Annotated in this window: 15 protein-coding genes; 3 read left to right on the forward strand and 12 right to left on the reverse strand. The window is 36.2% G+C overall.

The window, feature by feature from the left end; all coding sequences use genetic code 11:
- Window positions 1–40: 40 nt before the first annotated feature.
- Window positions 41–967 carry a malate dehydrogenase gene (locus AC000W_RS09285; RefSeq protein ID WP_474747793.1) on the reverse strand — a complete coding sequence of 309 codons (927 nt, stop codon included), beginning with the start codon at window positions 965–967 and terminating at the stop codon, window positions 41–43.
- Window positions 968–1,226: 259 nt separating this feature from the next.
- On the opposite strand from AC000W_RS09285, the gene AC000W_RS09290 reads away from it, so the two are divergent.
- Entirely contained in the window at window positions 1,227–1,598 is a 372-nt protein-coding gene (locus tag AC000W_RS09290; protein ID WP_474747794.1) for a hypothetical protein, read from the forward strand.
- 80 nt (window positions 1,599–1,678) lie between these two features.
- Here AC000W_RS09290 and AC000W_RS09295 read toward each other — a convergent pair whose 3' ends face one another.
- The 3 genes from AC000W_RS09295 to asnB form a co-directional block, all read right to left on the reverse strand.
- The gene (locus AC000W_RS09295) at window positions 1,679–2,692 is read right to left on the reverse strand and encodes a DUF6588 family protein (RefSeq protein ID WP_474747795.1); all 1,014 of its coding nucleotides are present in this window, start codon (window positions 2,690–2,692) and stop codon (window positions 1,679–1,681) included.
- 70 nt (window positions 2,693–2,762) lie between these two features.
- Window positions 2,763–4,709, reverse strand: a complete 1,947-nt coding sequence (gene gyrB, locus AC000W_RS09300; protein WP_474747797.1) for a DNA topoisomerase (ATP-hydrolyzing) subunit B — start codon at window positions 4,707–4,709, stop codon at window positions 2,763–2,765.
- Window positions 4,710–4,984: 275 nt separating this feature from the next.
- Window positions 4,985–6,655 (reverse strand): asparagine synthase B, encoded by a 1,671-nt coding sequence (gene asnB / locus AC000W_RS09305; protein ID WP_474747798.1) that lies wholly within the window; start codon window positions 6,653–6,655, stop codon window positions 4,985–4,987.
- A gap of 241 nt (window positions 6,656–6,896) precedes the next feature.
- Between asnB and AC000W_RS09310 the strand changes: the two genes are divergently transcribed.
- Window positions 6,897–7,427: a DUF2911 domain-containing protein gene (locus AC000W_RS09310; protein WP_474747799.1), complete on the forward strand. Its 531-nt coding sequence runs from the start codon at window positions 6,897–6,899 to the stop codon at window positions 7,425–7,427.
- A gap of 106 nt (window positions 7,428–7,533) precedes the next feature.
- Here AC000W_RS09310 and AC000W_RS09315 read toward each other — a convergent pair whose 3' ends face one another.
- From AC000W_RS09315 to AC000W_RS09345, 7 genes are all read right to left on the reverse strand, one after another.
- Window positions 7,534–9,174: an amidohydrolase gene (locus tag AC000W_RS09315; protein ID WP_474747801.1), complete on the reverse strand. Its 1,641-nt coding sequence runs from the start codon at window positions 9,172–9,174 to the stop codon at window positions 7,534–7,536.
- Entirely contained in the window at window positions 9,167–10,990 is a 1,824-nt protein-coding gene (locus tag AC000W_RS09320; protein ID WP_474747802.1) for a DUF885 domain-containing protein, read from the reverse strand. The genes AC000W_RS09315 and AC000W_RS09320 overlap by 8 nt, the downstream gene beginning before the upstream one ends.
- Window positions 10,991–11,134: 144 nt before the next feature.
- On the reverse strand, window positions 11,135–11,638 hold the full coding sequence (locus AC000W_RS09325) for a DinB family protein (protein WP_474747803.1): 504 nt from the start codon (window positions 11,636–11,638) through the stop codon (window positions 11,135–11,137).
- Between the two features lies 1 nt (window position 11,639).
- Window positions 11,640–13,208 (reverse strand): serine hydrolase domain-containing protein, encoded by a 1,569-nt coding sequence (locus AC000W_RS09330; RefSeq protein ID WP_474747805.1) that lies wholly within the window; start codon window positions 13,206–13,208, stop codon window positions 11,640–11,642.
- Between the two features lie 169 nt (window positions 13,209–13,377).
- Window positions 13,378–14,271, reverse strand: coding sequence for a hypothetical protein (locus tag AC000W_RS09335; RefSeq protein WP_474747806.1), 894 nt, complete (start codon window positions 14,269–14,271; stop codon window positions 13,378–13,380).
- A gap of 220 nt (window positions 14,272–14,491) precedes the next feature.
- Entirely contained in the window at window positions 14,492–15,316 is an 825-nt protein-coding gene (locus tag AC000W_RS09340; protein WP_474747807.1) for a sterol desaturase family protein, read from the reverse strand.
- 88 nt (window positions 15,317–15,404) lie between these two features.
- Window positions 15,405–16,490 (reverse strand): OmpA family protein, encoded by a 1,086-nt coding sequence (locus tag AC000W_RS09345; protein WP_476658674.1) that lies wholly within the window; start codon window positions 16,488–16,490, stop codon window positions 15,405–15,407.
- A gap of 125 nt (window positions 16,491–16,615) precedes the next feature.
- Here AC000W_RS09345 and AC000W_RS09350 point away from each other — a divergent pair, with 125 nt between their 5' ends.
- Entirely contained in the window at window positions 16,616–17,407 is a 792-nt protein-coding gene (locus AC000W_RS09350) for an NIPSNAP family protein (RefSeq protein ID WP_474747810.1), read from the forward strand.
- On the opposite strand, the gene AC000W_RS09355 is transcribed toward AC000W_RS09350, so the two are convergent.
- Window positions 17,404–19,152, reverse strand: coding sequence for a TonB-dependent receptor (locus tag AC000W_RS09355; RefSeq protein ID WP_474747811.1), 1,749 nt, complete (start codon window positions 19,150–19,152; stop codon window positions 17,404–17,406). The two genes, AC000W_RS09350 and AC000W_RS09355, sit on opposite strands and share 4 nt — an antisense overlap.
- Window positions 19,153–19,154: the final 2 nt, after the last annotated feature.

Genomic DNA, 19,154 nt, shown 5'->3' on the forward strand with positions numbered 1-19,154 from the left:
GTAGTTTACGGGATGCTCATGAATTTTTATTAGCTTTTTCTTACAGTTCTAAAAGACCGTTTGTTTTTTTGACCCCAGCAGCACTTTCCTGCATTTTGGCTTTTTCGGCATCGCTTAGGTTAATTTCCACAATTTTTTCTATTCCATTTTTACCAAGAATTACCGGTACTCCAATGCAAATATCATCCAAACCATACTCACCATCCAAGAAGGTAGAACATGGGAACATTTTCTTTTGATCACAAGCAATAGCCTGTACAAGACCAGATACTGCAGCTCCTGGAGCATACCATGCGCTGGTTCCTAATAATTTAGTCAATGTGGCCCCACCTACTTTGGTGTCCTCGGCAACTTGTGATAATCTTTCTTCTGTTAAAAATTCAGAAACTTTTAAACTATTTCTTGTAGCATGGCTGGTTAAAGGCACCATTCCTTTATCACTATGCCCTCCAATTACCATTCCGTCTATATCAGAAATAGGTGCTTCCATTGCTTCTGCCAATCTATATTTAAAACGGGCACTGTCCAAAGCTCCACCCATTCCAATAATCCTGTTTTTAGGAAGATTTGTTGTTTTATGAACCAAATAAGTCATAGTATCCATAGGGTTACTCACAACAATAATTGTTACGTTAGGAGAGTGTTCAATTAGATTGGAAGAAACAGTTTTTACGATTCCTGCATTTATGCCTATCAACTCTTCTCTTGTCATTCCAGGTTTTCTAGGAATTCCGGAGGTAATGACTGCAATATCACTATTAGCCGTTTTAGAGTAATCACTTGTACTACCCATAATTTTGGTATCAAAACCGTTTAAAGAAGCTGTTTGCATTAAATCCATGGCTTTACCTTCGGCATAACCTTCTTTAATATCTAGCAAAACAACTTCCGATGCAAAATTCTTTATTGCAATATATTCTGCGCAGCTTGCGCCAACTGCTCCTGCTCCTACTACCGTAACTTTCATTTTATTGATTTTAAGTAAATTTTTAGCGCTTCAAAAATAGGAATTTTAAAGGGATTTTTAGACTTTATAAGTGCTTAAAATGACCGTTATCGTACTGATTTTATAATTCACATTTAAATTTATAATGAATGTAAAGTGTTAATTAAAAATGCGGTTCAACGAAGAAATTTAAAAAAGTAAGCATTACATCGAATTTTTTCAATACAGATTCCTTTTCTAGCGTTAAAACTTATACCAAAACTTTTTTAACCTACGATTGATGAAGAGGATTTTATCATTTTTGGCAATAATTGCTATTTTTTTAGTCAGTAATTGCTCTAGAATTCCGGAAAACAACGATCCAATACTTGGAGTATGGATCGATGAAGCTACAAATTTAACCAGCAGTACAAATAAAAACTCCAACCGCTTGGAATGGATTTTCAATGATGCTTATTTAGGTAGACACCATAGATACAATGGTAATGTTATTGAGATGCAAACTGATTTTAAGTGGACCCAAAAAGATGACAAATATCTTATTTCTTACCCAGGCACCAACTTACCAGATGATTTGGTTATCCTAAAAGAAAGTGATACACATACTGTTTTGGAAGATACTGCAGGTAATATTTTAGCTGTTAGAGAATAAAACCCCAAATCTTTAATACAAAAAAGCCCCATTGGAAAAATCTAGTGGGGCTTTTTTATATGTATTATTTATAAATATTTCTACCTAAAACCAAAGTTAACACCTAAAGAAAGGTTGTTAAATTGACCTATTGAGTAATCGGCATTTAATCTAAAAAAGCCTAGCTTTAATTTTGTCCCCACATTGGCCACAACACCACTTACGTCCTTGTTTATAGAAAATGGGTCCGTATATGTTTGTTGAAATGGTCCCGTTTGCACAATGTACGTTCCCAAAACATCTGTTTCTGACTTTCCTGTAAGATATCCTATGCCACCATAAAAATTGATAATGGGAAGCTTAGTTGACACTACTGCTTGAAAAATCCATGAACTCATTTTAGTATCAATCTTTTGATTTTCACCAGCTATAACATCAGAATTAGTGAAATCATATGTGCCATTTAAGTTAGTGTAACCAATAACTCCGGAAATTGCTATAGGTAATATTTTATCTGCAGGTAAATGTTTGGTAAATTCATGCTGAATACCCAAACCAAATAGCCCTACAGAAACCTCATCAGTGTTTATTTTTGGTAAAAATCTAGCTTTTACCTCCGTCCCTTTTATCAATCCAACACTTGCTTGCACATAACCAGATGGAACAAAATTAATGTTCTCTGAAGCCAATCCTGTAGGTAATTCCAATTGTTCCGAAACAGTAACACCTGGTGAAACTTCTGCTGCAATTAGAATGTCAACGCCTTCAATATCTCCTAAAGCTGTAGAAACAGTTTTAGATGTACTACCATCTAAAAATTGTATGTTTTCATAGTCGGCTGTATTTAAAACAAAGCTCTTTTTATCTTCCTTATTCTTAAATCCTGCCATATTTCCAATTATGGAAATTTCAAAACCACCAAGGGGTTTAGCATCCGCAGTATTGTACCAGCCACCAGAAAAACTATATACTGCTCCTTCTGAAACAGGGGACATGTACTCAGTGGTAAAACGTTCTGCATCATTTAAGCCAGCTGCTAATAATTCATTAATACTAGATTGGGCACAAGCATAGGAACCTAAAAATACTGCAAAGAGAAAATATATTGCTTTCATAATTTATGTTTTCCCCAAAACTAAAAAACTCGCACTGGCGGTGCGAGTTTTTGTTGTGAAACGCCGTTACTTATACATCAATGTTTGCATAAACGGCATTTTTCTCTATAAATTCCCTTCTTGGAGGTACTTCATCCCCCATAAGCATAGAGAAAACCCTATCCGTTTCAGTGGCGTTATCAATGGTGATTTGCCTCAATGTTCTAAACTCAGGATTCATAGTAGTATCCCATAATTGTTCAGCATTCATTTCACCTAAACCTTTATAGCGTTGTATCCCAACACTACCATTAAAGCTTTCAGCAATCTGATCTCGTTCTTCATCATTCCATGCATACTTCTTTTTTGCACCCTTTTTAACAAGATACAGTGGTGGAGTCGCTATATATACATGACCACCTTCTATAAGCTCTCTCATATACCTAAAGAAGAAAGTAAGAATCAATGTTTCAATATGGCTACCATCTACATCGGCATCACACATAATAACTACTTTATGGTATCTTAATTTCTCTAGGTTAAGCGCTTTGGAATCATCTTCTGTTCCAATTGTCACCCCAAGGGCAGTATAAATGTTCTTTATTTCCTCATTTTCAAAAACTTTGTGCTGCATGGCTTTTTCCACATTCAATATCTTACCACGCAAAGGAAGAATGGCTTGGAAATTTCTATCGCGTCCTTGCTTGGCAGTACCCCCTGCCGAATCTCCCTCAACCAAGAAAACTTCACACAACGTTGGATCTTGCTCAGAGCAATCTGATAATTTCCCAGGCAAACCACCAATACTCATTACTGTTTTACGCTGCACCATTTCACGTGCTTTGGTCGCTGCATGCCTTGCCTGTGCCGCCAAAATCACTTTTTGAACAATTGTCTTGGCATCATCTGGATTTTCTTCCAAATAATTGGTCAACATTTCTGATACCGCCTGGCTCACAGCCGCCGAAACCTCTCTGTTACCCAATTTTGTCTTAGTCTGGCCTTCAAATTGAGGTTCAGCAACTTTAACAGAAATAATAGCAGTTAAACCTTCACGAAAATCATCTCCTTGAATATCAAACTTTAATTTATCCAACATTCCAGAAGCATCTGCATACTTCTTTAAAGTACCAGTAAGACCTCTACGAAAACCAGATAGGTGTGTTCCTCCTTCATGTGTATTAATATTGTTAACATAGGAATGTAAATTCTCTGTATAGGAAGTATTATAAACCATGGCAACCTCAACAGGAATACCATTTTTTTCTCCTTCTATAGCAATTACATTACGTATTAATTGCTCTCTATTGCCATCCAAAAACTTAACAAATTCCTTTAAACCTTCATCGGAGTAAAAAACTTCTCCTACATATCCTGTCTCACTATCCTTATCTTTTTGGCGTTTGTCCATAATACTAATGGTAACACCTTTGTTTAAATAAGAGAGCTCACGCATTCTATTTGAAAGCGTTTCATAGCTATATTCAATGGTTTGGGTAAAGATGGTTTCATCTGGTCTAAAAGTGACCACAGTACCTCTTTCTGTTGTTTCTCCGATGCTTTTTACAGGATATAAAGACTTTCCTCTTTCATATTCTTGCTCCCAAACTTTACCATCTCTATGTACTGTAGCTCGTAAATGGCTTGATAACGCATTTACACAGGAAACACCAACACCGTGCAATCCACCTGATACTTTATACGAATCTTTATCAAATTTACCCCCGGCTCCAATTTTGGTCATTACAACCTCCAAAGCGGAAACACCTTCTTTTTTGTGCAAATCTACCGGAATACCCCTACCGTTATCCTTTGTGGTAATGGAGTTATCCTCATTGATAATAACACTAATGGTATCACAGTGCCCTCCCATTGCCTCATCAATGGAGTTATCCACCACTTCATAAACCAAGTGGTGCAGTCCTCTTACACCAACATCCCCAATGTACATGGATGGACGCATTCTTACATGCTCCATTCCTTCTAGGGCCTGAATACTATCAGCCGAATAATTCGGTTTTTTTGCTTCTTCGCTCATATAATTATTTGAGTTGTTTCAGTTAAAATTTTGCAATCTTACAAATATACGGAAAAGCCCATGAAATATAGTACTCATCCCCTTTTCGCCCTTCTAAGTTATCAACAATAATTGTGGAAAATATATTGGTATAAAAGAGCTATTTTTTGTAAAAAAAATTTGGAATTTTAAAACAGTTTTTTAAAGCAAAGAAGCACCTAACGAAAGGTGCTTCTTATCGACTAATTAAAATAAAAACTGAAAAACAGAATCTACTTTCTCTTTATAATAATTTATTACTTTTTATAGGCATCATCATGTACGTTTGCCACTGCTCTACCAGATGGGTCGTTCATGTTTTTAAATGCCTCATCCCACTCTAAAGCAATTTTTGTACTACAGGCCACAGAAGGTTCTTGTGGCACACATAATGCAGCAGCATCAGAAGGAAAATGTGATTCAAAAATAGAACGATAGTAAAATTCTTCTTTTGTTGTTGGTGTTTGTAATGGAAAACGGAATTTTGCATTTTCCAATTGCTCATCAGAAACCTCTTCGGCCACTACTTCTTTCAAAGTGTCTATCCAACTATAGCCCACACCATCCGAAAACTGCTCTTTTTGCCTCCAAACCACACTTTCTGGCAACATATCTTCAAAAGCCTTGCGAACCACCCATTTCTCCATTCTTTCACCATTAATCATTTTATCTTTTGGGTTGATGCGCATAGCGACATCCATAAATTCCTTGTCCAAGAAAGGTACACGCCCTTCTATTCCCCAAGCAGCTAAAGATTTGTTGGCTCTTAGACAATCATACATATGAAGTTTATCCAATTTACGGACTGTTTCTTCATGAAAATCTTTTGGACTTGGAGCCTTATGGAAATATAAATACCCTCCAAACAATTCATCTGCTCCTTCGCCTGACAATACCATTTTTATCCCCATGGATTTAATGACTCTGGCCATAAGGTACATGGGCGTGGAAGCCCTAATGGTTGTAATATCATAAGTTTCCAAGTTATAGACTACATCTTTAATAGCATCTAACCCTTCTTGAATGGTAAACTTTATTTCATGGTGAACGGTTCCAATATGATCGGCCACCTTTTGGGCAGCTGCCAAATCTGGTGACCCTTCTAATCCAACCGAAAAAGAGTGAAGTTGTGGCCACCAAGCATCTTTTGTATCGCCAGATTCAATTCTTTTTTGTGCATATTTCTTGGCAATTGCCGAAGTAACCGAAGAATCTAACCCTCCTGATAGCAATACGCCATAAGGAACATCAGACATTAACTGTCTGTGCACGGCAGCTTCCAATGCTTCCTTTATTTCCTGAATACTGGTTTCGTTTTCCTTAACCGCATCATACTCCATCCAATCACGGGAGTACCATTTTTTTAATTCACCATCACTGCTATGCAAATAATGTCCAGGTGGAAATAATTCAATTTTTGTGCAAGTACCTTCCAATGCTTTTAATTCTGAAGCCACATAAAAGGTGCCGTTTTGATCCCATCCCATATACAATGGAATAATACCCATATGATCTCTAGCAACAAAATATTCATCCTTTTCAGCATCATAAATGGTGAAACCAAAAATTCCGTTCATTTCATCCAAAAACTCAACACCTTTTTCTTGATACAAAGCCAAAATAACCTCACAATCAGATTCGGTTTTAAAATTATATGTTCCTTCAAACTGCTTTCTTAACTCTCTATGGTTATATATTTCACCATTAGCAGCCAAAATAAGTTTTCCATTTTCACTTAATAAAGGTTGTTTTCCTGATGCTGGATCTACAATGGCCAAACGCTCATGGGCCAAAATAGCATTGTCATCTGAATATATACCACTCCAATCCGGTCCTCTATGGCGGATTTTTTTAGACATTTCCAACAATTGAGGTCTTAATACCTCTGTACTTTCTTTCACATCAAAAGCACATACAATTCCACACATATCAATCTTTTTATATCAATTATTAAGCAAAGATGATACTTAACTTTCATATTACAAACCATAAAGAGGTATTACATTTCATATTGAAACAACGAACAACTAATTTTATTCATAATGTAATTGATTATTGCGTATTTTAAAACTGAATCATCATATTGTAAGCTTAACAAATTTTAACGACTTTTTATAAGAATTCCACAGGAATACTAATTAGATTTGACAAAAACTAAATCACAACATTATGAAAAGAGTACTTACGCTTGCCATCATAGCTTTTACTATGGTGTTTTCAACTGAAATGGTTGCACAAGAATTTAGCGGATTGGACAAAAGTCCTGCCGATATTGCCATCTACCCAGGTAGAGCTGCAGATAAAACTGTTAAGGTTACATACAGCAGACCTCAATTAAAGGGAAGATCGTTATCTGACCTAGCTCCCGCGGGAAAAGTATGGAGAACTGGTGCCAATGAATCTACCGAAATTACTTTCTTTAAGGATGTAACATTTGGTGGTACAGCTGTTAAAGCAGGCACTTATTCCTTATTTACTGTTCCTGGTGCTAACGAATGGACTATTATTTTGAACAGTAATCTAAACCAATGGGGAGCATATTCTTATGCTGAATCTGCAGATGTTGTACGAGTTACTGCTTCTGCAAGCACAGATGGAAAATCTTTAGAAGCTTTTTCCATTGCTTATAAAGAAGTTGATGGTGGTGTACATATGGTTTTAGGTTGGGGAACTACAAGAGTTGCCGTGCCAATTATGTAATCATAAAACTGAAAATTATATAATAAAAAACCCGAAGCAATTGCTTCGGGTTTTTTATTGTTTATGGATTCCTGTTTTTACAGGAAAGACAGACTAAAGACGTTATCTACTTTACTTTCTCTCCATCTATAAAAACTTGCTTGGCGGTAATTTTGGGAATTTCCTGTTCTGGCACTTCCATGATGTCATCACTAAGAATTACAAAATCTGCCAATTTACCAACTTCAATACTTCCCTTTTCATTTTCCTCAAAATTGGAATAGGCCGCCCAAATTGTCATTCCCTTTAGGGTTTCTTCTCTAGATAGGGCATCTTTCATTTGATAACCACCTTTTGGGTAATTCTCCAAATCTTTACGTGCTACCGCAGCATAAAATGTAAGGAATGGACTTACCTGTTCTACTGGAAAATCAGTTCCCAAGGCTACCAGACCAGCCTTATCCAACAAGGTTTTGTATGCATAAGCACCTTGTTCCCTTTCTTCTCCCAATCTATCCCCTGCCCAGTACATATCACTGGTAGCATGTGTGGGTTGTATGGATGGAATAATCCCGTTTTCAAAATAATCAAAATCTTGCATGGAAATTACCTGAGCATGTTCTACCCTCCATCTCCTATTCTCTTTACCATCCAATGCTTTTGTGTAGGCTCTTAAAACCGATACATTGGAAGAGTCTCCAATGGCATGCGTGTTCATTTGATAGTCTGATGATGCTATTTTTAACGCCAGCTTCTCCAACTCCTCAAATGGAGTTATCATGGCTCCATAATGACCTGCTTGGTCAGAATACGGTTGGCGCAGTGCTGCCCCTCTGGAACCTAAAGCCCCGTCTCCATATACTTTTATGGAACGTACATTTAACCTATTCGTTTTTATAATGCCTTTATCCAAAAAATAATCTACCTCAGTAGAATTATTACTCACCATGGCATACACCCGCATGGACAAGTCCCCCGTCTGTTGTAGGCTATCAATCAATTCAATTGTATTTCTACTTATACCTGCATCACTTACGGTTGTTAAACCATAATCAACACATAATTTTTCTGCATCTTTTAGAGCCTGTATTTGTGTTTCCAAAGATGGTGACGATATAATATTCCCAATAAACTGCATAGGGCTATCCACTAAAACTCCTGTTAACTCCCCGTTTTTAAGAATAACTTCTCCCCCATCTACTTTGGTCTTGTTGGTAATCCCTGCCATATCCAATGCCTTTTGGTTTACTAGGAGTGCATGGCCGTCCACTCTTCTCAGGGCAACCGGAACATCTGGAAACAAATCATCCAATTTCTCTTTGGTGGGGAATTCCTTTATTTCCCAATCATTTTGATCCCATCCCCTACCTTGAATAAAATTTGTCGGATTGTTTTCATGAAAATCCTTCACTTTTTGTAATACCTCATTATAACTTTTGGTGCCTACCAAGTCTACAATTTGTTGACTCAATCCCAGTCCATAGAAATGACAATGCGCATCAATCAGTCCTGGGACAAGGGTTTGCCCTTGAGCATCAATAATATTTTCTGAAGCAAAAGCATCTAAAATTATATCCGAACTTAAAACAGCCACAAATTTTCCATCTTTAACGGCTAATGATGTCGCCTTAGAAAACCCATCATCTACCGTATAAATATTGGCATTATGTACAATTAAATCCACTTGATTTTTTTCCTTGGAGCAGGAAAAACAAATCAACATCACCAAGCTTAGTATGCCATATTTGATATACTTTTTTCTATTCATCTTTCTTTGTATTAGCTATCCAACTATCTATTTTTTCTTCTAACAAAACCAACGGCAAACTACCGGAATTCAATACTTGATTATGAAATTCCTTAATAGAAAAGGCTTCCCCAAGTGCATCTTCGGCTCTTTTCCTAAGCTCTCTAATTTTTAACTGACCCATCTTATAGGACAAAGCTTGTCCTGGCCCCACCATATAGCGCTCAATTTCTGATGTAATTCCAGCTTCTGACTCTGCTTCATGGTCCAAAGAATATTGTATGGCCTGTTCCCGCGACCATCCCATGGCATGCATTCCAGAATCTACCACCAATCTAATGGCCCTATGCATTTCTGCACTCAACATTCCAAAATATTGATATAGGTCTGTATACAACCCCAATTCTTTTCCCAAAGATTCTGAGTATAATGCCCAACCTTCAACAAAAACACCCATGCCCTCTGCATGCTGAAAAGTTGGCAATTCTTCATTTTCTTGCTGAAGGGACAATTGATAATGGTGCCCAGGAATGGCCTCATGCAAAAACAGTGATTCATCCTGAAATTTATTATAGGCCATTACATCTGGAATGGGCACATAAAAAGTTCCTGGCCTAGAGCCATCCTTGGAGCCTGCAAAATACTCAGCAGAAGCGGAAGCCTCTCTAAATGCCTCTACCCTACGCACCTCAAAACCAGCTTTTGGTTTTAAATCAAAAAGGCGGCTTAAATTATCTTTCATCCTAGAGTGAATGTCATTAAAATTAGCAATGACCTCCTCTGCCTCTGTAAATGGCATTTGTTCTGGGCTACTTCTCACGTGGTCAAAAAAGGCCTTTAAATCTCCCTTAAAGCCAAGTTCTTCCTTTACTTTTTCCATTTCAGAAGAAATTCTTTCTACCTCCTGCAATCCAAGGGCGTGTACTTCTGCGGCGGTCATATTAGTTGTGGTATGGTATTTTATCAAATATTGATATATTTCCTGTCCGTGTGGCAAGGCACCAATTCCTGAAGTTTCAGTCCCAGCTGGCAAGTATGTTTCTGTTAGAAACTGCTTTAATTTTTTGTGGACAGGGTCCAATCTGGTAGTAATAATTTCTTTAAAAGAAGCATCCAATTGTTTTTTATCATGCTCGGAGAAATCATCAGGTAATAACTTTATAGGGCTATAAAATAGATGGTCCTCAATCGTAGTAGGCAAATAACTATCTAATTGAACAATTAATCTTTTAATAATAGCTCTTGGCATTACGACACCTTTTTCAATCCCTTCCTCCATATTGGTAATGGCAGTTTCCATCCATTCCACATAATCTACCAAACGTGCCATCCAATTTTCATAATCCTTAAAAGTCTTAAAGGGCTGAGCACCTTTTCCACTTCCCAACAGTCCCATTTCTAAATGAAAAGAGAATATTTGATTGATGGGCATCAATTCAAAATTAGGTAAATCGAACATAGGCGATGCAATGGTTACCAGCTCATTGGTGAGTCCCTCCTTCTTTATTTCACAATCCCACTTCATTACATCCAAACTTAATTTCTGTGAAGCTGACAAAGCAGATGCGTCGATTTTTGCAATACGTTCTATAAATTGGGAATATTTTTCAATCAATTTTTGTTGATGCGCATCAGAAATATAATTAGGTAAATAATCATTGTACGTAGCATCTCCAGAACGCGTTGCTTCCAAAGGGTTAATCTCTAATTTAAGGGCATGAAAATCTTCAAAAAGACTATCGACCACCATAGCCATATCCATATTTGTGGTTGATTTTTCCTCTTTACAACTTAAAATGAGGGTGAAAAATAACAGTCCGAGAATGCGTAATTTCATGTTATTGGGTTTTCATCAAATTTAGGGAAATTGGATGGATTACCACCTCCACAGGAATGACAAAAAATTACGAAATAAAGAAGTTAGAATTCCATAACAGACAGACCACCACGTTTTGCCAAAAGGCAAAGCCCATAGAGGTAATTACTCCATATTTTTCAACACGCTCATAGTCACCAGCAATTGCCCAACATGCCTTTGGCTATGCTCCGCAGCATGAAACAACAATCCAATTACGGTAGATGGCAGTTGCTTTCTCCCAACTGTTCTAGGTTCTGTGAGTATGGCTTCTGGAACGGTCTTAAAATATGCAAAGGCTTCGGCAACTTTTTCTACGAAAGCTGCTATCATTTGGTGCATGGTGGTACACATTTCAGGATTGTTTTCATTCTTTAAAAAAGTGAATTGTTCTTGGGATAAGGATTCCCCTTTGGCGTAAGTCAGCATACGGTCTATAACTCCGGTAAGGTGCTGTAAATGAAAACCTACTGATGCTCTCCCTGCTGGTTGTTTCCATAACAATTCCTCGGAAAAACCAATCGTATATGTAGCCACCTCTTCTTTAGATTGCACCAAAGCATGTGCTGCTGGTTGCAACAAAGCAGGAATTCCATCAATGGGTCCACGAAGCCATGCTTCTACATTCATGTTACTTTTTTAATTCTCCATTTAAATCTATCCTATCATCTTCTTCTCCTCTTTTTCTGGCAAGGCTATAACTGAACTTTACATTCACCGTTTCCTCATCAAAGGTGCAAATAAGTTGGTCGCCATGTGTGGTTTCCATAAAACGCCAGGTTAAAATCAAGGTGTTTTCGTCTTTCCATGTGGCACTGGCAGCCATTTTGGAATTAAAATCTATTCTACGTAGGGAAAACAGTGAATGCGCCTCTGGCTTATAATTGTCATCTCTTATCCATTCGTTAATGCCACATTCCACCACAATATCTGCCTTATTTTCAGTTTCCAAAGTAAAGAAAACTTTATCATCCTCAAATTCAAAAGAAATGGCCTGAGCATTAAATTTGTTCTCATCCAACAAATAGGTTTTTCCTGATATTTTTTCCGCCAAATCCGATATCTTGCTCAGCATTGGCGGGTCGTACTTTAGATTTTTTAATTTTGTTTGCAGTTTTGCAAAAGCTACTGGGTTTTCTGGCATAGATGCCTCCACATCTATTTTCTCTACCATATCCCACATCATTTGCATCACTTTGGCAGTATTTAAGCTTTCACTTGTTATGGCTATGACCATATCTTTTTCGGGGAACACTAAACTAAATTGACCAAATGCTCCATCGGCTCTAAAACCACCTAGCGGACACATCCAAAATTGATATCCATACCCATAACCCCAACTATGGTCATTCTCACCATTATTAATTTGTTTGGAAGTAGCTGCCGTTGCCCATTCTTCAGACAGCAATTGTTTTCCGTTCCAATTTCCTTTTTGTAGATAAAACTGTCCAAATTTGGCAATATCATTTGTGGTTAATCTTAGGTGCGATGCACCCATATTATTACCTTCATTATTTTCTGTCCATGTAACATTGGTAATGCATAAGGGGTCGTATAATTTATCTTGTATGTACTCGTGGGCTGACATTCCCGTAACTTTCCGTACAATGGCCGCCAACATATAACTGGCACCTGAATTGTACATAAACTGGGAACCAGGTTCAAAAACTACAGGCAGACTAAGAAAAGTACTGGCCCAAGTTTCTCCTTTGGGTGTAGCCTCCAAAATACGAATAGCATCTTTGGCATGACCAACGGACATGCTCAACAAGTGTTTTACTTTTAAATTGGCAAGGTTGGCACTTATAATATCTGGCACATCTTCTGGGAAGAATTTTATAATGGGGTCTTCTGGACTTAATAACCCTTCATCGGAAGCAAAACCAATGGCACTAGATGTAAAGCTTTTACTAAGAGAATATAATTGCTTTTTATCTTCTGCTTGATAAGGAGCCCATTCTGCCTGGGCAATAACATGCCCATGACGCAATACCATAAGACTGTGAAATTCTTCACCACTATTTGCTATAGTATCTAAAAGATTGATAAGCATATTTGAGGCTATGCCTTGCTCTTCTGGGCTACTTGTTGGTAATTCTGAAACACAAGGTGTCTCTATTTCTTCTACAACTTCTTTTGTCTCTTTTTTACAGCCAATAAAAGCAACTATTAGGCAAAGAGATAAAATGGTTTTTTTCATGGGCTTGATTGGTTTTTTTACTTTATAGAAGTAAAAATTTAAGGTATTATGAACAATTATTTGGATTAGTAAAATATTTACAAACACACTACAAACTGAAAATCATAACGAATTTTCAGAAGTAACAAGAGCAAACAATTACCCTTAATCTTGTAAAGCTTAGTAGTTTTTAATATTCAATTCTTTTTCCATTTTCAATTGAAGCTATAACTCTATTTACAACAGTATTAGTTGTCTTTATTTCTCCATCTTGATTTATTTTTCTGTTTTGAGTCATTTCCACTTCGATTGAAAATTTATTCGAAAAGTGTATATTTCCATTCAGAACTTGATTTTTAAACTGAAAATCATCCATTAAAAAATTGATAATTTCTTTATTAAAGAACCCTTTCCATCGAAAATTACCTCCTTTGATTGCTGGTGAAATTACATCTATAGTAGCATTTTCTAATTCTAATTTTGGCAATTCATCTGTTTTAAGGATAAATTTAGAAAAACTTTTTCTAGGCGTTTTTCTAGGTTCTCCAACAGGCTTATCATCATCATATCGCAAAATTTCGATAGAATCTACTTTTTTGTAATTATTCAATTTTTTATATAGATTAGACTTTCTCCATGATATTTTGTAATTCTTATTTACCAGTTCTACAGAATCTTTTACTGTATCTCTTTTTAGGACATCTTGTTCTTGTAAAAAGTCAAGATTTAATTTTTCTAGCTCTTTTCTTTTAATTTCATTATCCAATCTTAAGTTTTCGATTTGTAGTTTTGTCAATTCTTTATTTTCAACAGGAAAACGAGAGACTAAAATTGTAGCTACGCTTACAATTAAAGTTATCTGGACTGAGTTTTTCCCAAGAAATTTCCAAGTCTCTTTAAACCCACCTTCTTCAGGCGGTAATGTTATTATGTCTAGTTTTAATCCTAGAGTATTTGAAATTTCTTTATAAATATATAACAGTTCCTTTTCACACTCATTTCTCAAAATAGAATCAATAGAATGACTATTATCTTTAAAGAAATAGTGAAATTGTATACCATTTGATTTTTCTATTAATTCCATGGGGTGGTTTTAATTAAGAGATACAAACTAACAATACTACTTATATGTTTCACTCTCATGTTCTAAATCAATTAACAACCAGCAATTTAGAAATAATAACCCCACTTAAAAAGTTGATTTATAAACAGTTGTTAACATAGACCTCTCAACTAAGCACGAGGTGACAAAATTCATCATCATTACGAATCACTTAAAAGTATATTGGAAACAAAAAAGTGCTCTATTTCTCATCAACCTGTTCAGTCAACTTTCTTTTTATATTGATAAAAGGGCTTTTCATTAGATACAAAAACTGTTGTTTCTTGTCTTCATCAAACTCCACCAAACCATATTTCATTTTCTCAACGGGCATTATTTTATATGTTCCAAATATCCTGTCCCAAAGAAAAAAGATATCCGCATAATTAGAGTCCGTATAAAATTGGTCTTGTTGGTGGTGAACCCTATGATGGTCTGGCATTACAAAAACGAGCCCCAATGTGGTATTCAACCATTTTGGGTACTTAAGGTTCGCATGCTCAAAAAAGAAGAATATATAGAGTATAAAATAATACAGTGCCATGGACAATACATCGGTACCAAAAAGAGCCGCCGTGACCATGTTCCCCGTTTGGTAAATGAGAATGAGTTCCAAAGGATGAAACCTGAACACGGTAGAACTATCCATGGAAGTATCACTATGGTGTACCCTGTGCAATCTCCAAAGCAAGGGTATTTTATGTGATGCCCTGTGAATCCAATAAGTAGTTACATCATAAAAGGCAACACTAACAAAGAGCTTAGTCCAAAATGGTAGTTCTACCAGATATAACAGTCCTATTTTATTCGCATTCAACCATTCTATAACATTGACCAATACAGCAATAAAGAAAATATTCAAAGCCACCAGAACAATCTGAAACAATATATTTTGAAAAAGATGCTGCCATCTGTCCTTAAAATTAAAAGGGTTGTTCACAAGCTGTTCCAGAGAAAAGAAAAAGGCAATTAACCCTATTACAATATAATTTGGGTCTATACCCAATAACTGATCTAAAAAATCCATGGTGGTCTTACTTTGGTTGGTTTATAAAGGTGGGGACTTTTTGGTTCTGCTAAAGATAATCAATTGGAACGAGCTTAAGTTTTAAAATTTACTGCTTGGATATTACAAACTCTGCCCTACGGTTTTGTTGGCGCCCTTCTTCGGTATCATTTTCTGTTATGGCTTGTTCTCCACCATGGCCTTGCCAACTAACTTGGTCTTTATCCATGCCCAATCTAATTAAATAGTTAGCCACGGCTTTAGCTCTATTGTTAGACAATCGTTTGTTGTGTCCCTTAGAACCCTGGTTATCCGTATGCCCATGAATGATAATGTGTAGGGTTTCATTATTCTTTATTTCATTGTACAATTGTTGTAAGCTTTGTATAGCTTCTTCCTTAAGCTCATACTTATCAAAATCAAATAAAACTTTCTCAAAAACATTGATTTTGTCCAACTCTAAATCTGCACTAATTTTATTGGGGTTATCTGGTACCACGGAAACCAAATCCACATAGTAATACGCTCCTTTTTTTACTTTTTTCCCCATTTTTAAACGTCTTGTGGCAGAATTAGCTTTAAAATTACCTAGAATCAAAAAATTCTCTGTCCCCTTTGCTACCATTTCCGTGCTCACTATTACCCAAGTATCCTTGTTATCATAAAAATTATCATTCTCAACATCTAACATATGATAAGCATTGTCCCTTATTTTATAGCGTTGTTGACCAGAAAGTGTTTTTTTTGTGGATAGTTGCAATTTTTTTTCTGAAAACAGAACACCAAAATCTCTGATAGCCATATCGGACTCATCTGCCCAACTCACATAAAAAGAAACCGTATATTTTTCACCTGCAATCAATGTTGATTTTAATTCCGCCTGTAGATACTCGCGATATTCCTCTGGAGCATGCATATACAAACCTGCATACCCTTGTCCAAAATCTGCTGTTTGCCTGCCTTTAAAGTTTTGTGGAGCGCCCATAATAGTGCTACAAGTATTAAAATAATCGGTGGTTCCACCCGTTGGAACCGACCAATTCTTTACATCAACCCCAAAATTTCCCATTTTTTTTGGGCAGTCATTATATGCTTCAAAACTGGGATTTTTTATCAAATTTTGCCCCATGACAAGCATGCCTTGAATCATAAACAATGCAAACAAAAAACAAATTTTATTTAAAGTTTTGGGCATATGATTTTCACTTTGTTGCTACTCTAATTTACCAATTTTAAAATTGTAGGGTAAGAAATAGCTTTTTAACTGTGATTTTTGGTACAACTTGTTTAAGTTTGGTTTCAATTTAAATAGTATTTCCCATGAAATCCAAAATCCCAGCTTTATTCACTTCAATAGTTTTGCTTTTTGCTTTAATGGCAACCAATGTATCACAAGCACAACGCAATGAATTTTATCAGTTAAAAACATACATTTTTGATACGGATGAACAAATGGCAACAACCGATGCCTATCTGGAAAATGCTTATTTACCTGCATTAAAAAGATTGGGAATAGAACACGTAGGGGTATTTAAATTCCGAGCCATAGAAGGTGAAGAAACACCAAAAAAAACCTTGGTACTTATTCCTTCTCCCTCTTTGGATGTATTTAGTTCGTTGGATTATGAGTTAAGTAAGGATAAGATGCATTTGGCAGCTGGCAGTGATTATTTAGATGCTACTTATGACAATCCTCCGTATGCTCGTATAGAATCCGTTTTAATGGAAGCATTTGATGATATGCCAAACATGAAGCCTTCATCTCTTACTGGTGCGAGGGAAGATAGGGTGTATGAGTTAAGAAGTTATGAATCCGCTACAGAAGCTATTTACAGAAATAAAGTACATATGTTCAACGAAGGTGGGGAGGTAAAGTTATTTGATGATTTGGAATTCAATGCTGTTTTTTATGCCGATGTAATTTCCGGACCAAAAATGCCAAACCTTATTTACATGACCACACATGCCAATATGGAAATAAGGGATGCGAATTGGAAAGCGTTTGGAAACTCCCCAGCATGGAAAAAAATGTCATCTGATTCCAAATACCAGAACAATGTATCACACGCTGATATTTGGTTGTTGTATCCTACGGCCTATTCGGATTACTAAAAATCAAACTTGTAGGTAACCCCTCCCAATATTTGGAATCCTTGCACAGGATAATTAGACCAACGGTTATAATTATTATTGGCAATATTAGCTGCTTTTGCAAAAACAGATAATTGCTCATTAAAACGGTAGCCAATATGCGCATTGGCATCAAAGTAACTATCCAAATTAATAATTGTGTTAGGAAAATTTTCTGGCAACACATTCTGGACAAACAAGGTGGTAAAATCTTCTCTTTCGCCTACATAAAATAAATTAAGGCCCATATACCACTCTTTCCCTATTTGGTAATCCATAAAAAGAGATCCTTTTATATTTGGCAAGTTCCAAGCAGGGTTGTCGGTTTCCGTATCATAATCATATACTTCAGCATTGATACCAAAAGTAAAATTGCGGTTAACATCTATATTCAATTCTCCAAAAATGCCCAATGTTTTTACATCATCATAAAAGAGTTCAAAAGAGTTACCATAGTAATACCCCTTTTCATCTGTCCTAAATACATTTTGCGGATTTAATTTGAATAATGGTTTTCTATTTTCTGCCATATAAGAACCTTTGATGTTATAACTTACATTGGAGAACAACTGTCCTTTTAAACCAATATAGGCATCATATTGTTGGTCTGTTGGTACTATAGATAGGGTAGGTGATACATAGGGATTTTCCTCAACAAAACCATAATAGGAATTTTGTTTTAGTTCACCTTCAATTCCGCCATAAGCAATAACATTATCATCCATTAAACGATAAGATGCTGTTACAGCTGGATAAATGAAAAAGTTACTATCGCTATTTTCTAAATCTACACCATAAACAAAATTAGCTCCTAAATTCAGGGTTAAATCATCTCTAAGAATTAAAAGACTGGGATTTACACCTACTTGAAAATGGCTATAATCAATTCCTGGAATATTGGTTTCATTGGCTAGGTTAGAGTTCATAAAAGTACCGCCTACATAATCCAACTTAAAATTGATGGTTACCAATTCCTCTGTTAGAGGAAGTTCTATTGTGGGTGTCAATACTACTCTATTTTCACCAGATTCTACTCCATCCCAAAAACGTCTCAATAATAACTTACCACTTTTAAAAAAGGAATCCTCCAAGTTTACATGAGCTCCTGCCTGTACCTTATAATAATTTTGGCGCTCGTCTATTGCAGTTATTGTTGCATCATCAAAGATTCCCTCTGGAATGCCATACCAATTGTACAACTGGTGCTGCAATCTTAAATTTACGCCCCAATCATAATCCCTATCCTTTTTAGCATAGGACCCTTCTAGTTTGGTATTGTAAAATATATTATCCAAGGCAGTGCCATCTATTTCTCCTCTAGATGAGTGGTGGTTAAAACCAACATCCAACAAATCTTCTCCCCTATTAAAACTTCTACTTGTATAAAAATCCGCAAGGGCGTTATTGTAATTTCCCAAACCAATAGATGCATAAGAATTGAACAATATAGGTGGCGGTGTTTTCTCTACATTAGCTGCTTTTCCTTTTGCTGGAGTAAAAGTTGATGCCACTGGTACAGAAAAAATATTGTATTCGATTTCTTTCTTCTGAAGCACGATAGAATCATTTAAATTTGGGGTTGATTTAATTTTAAAGGCATCTGAAATAGTAGGTGTGTACGCCTTTGTAACAGTAACGGTTTCCGTACCAATGGTTTCTTCCTGAGCTTGCACCCAAACAGACAATCCCATAAAAAATGCCAGTACTATCCTTATTCTCTTCTGCATCA

This window comes from Saonia sp., assembly GCF_056326165.1.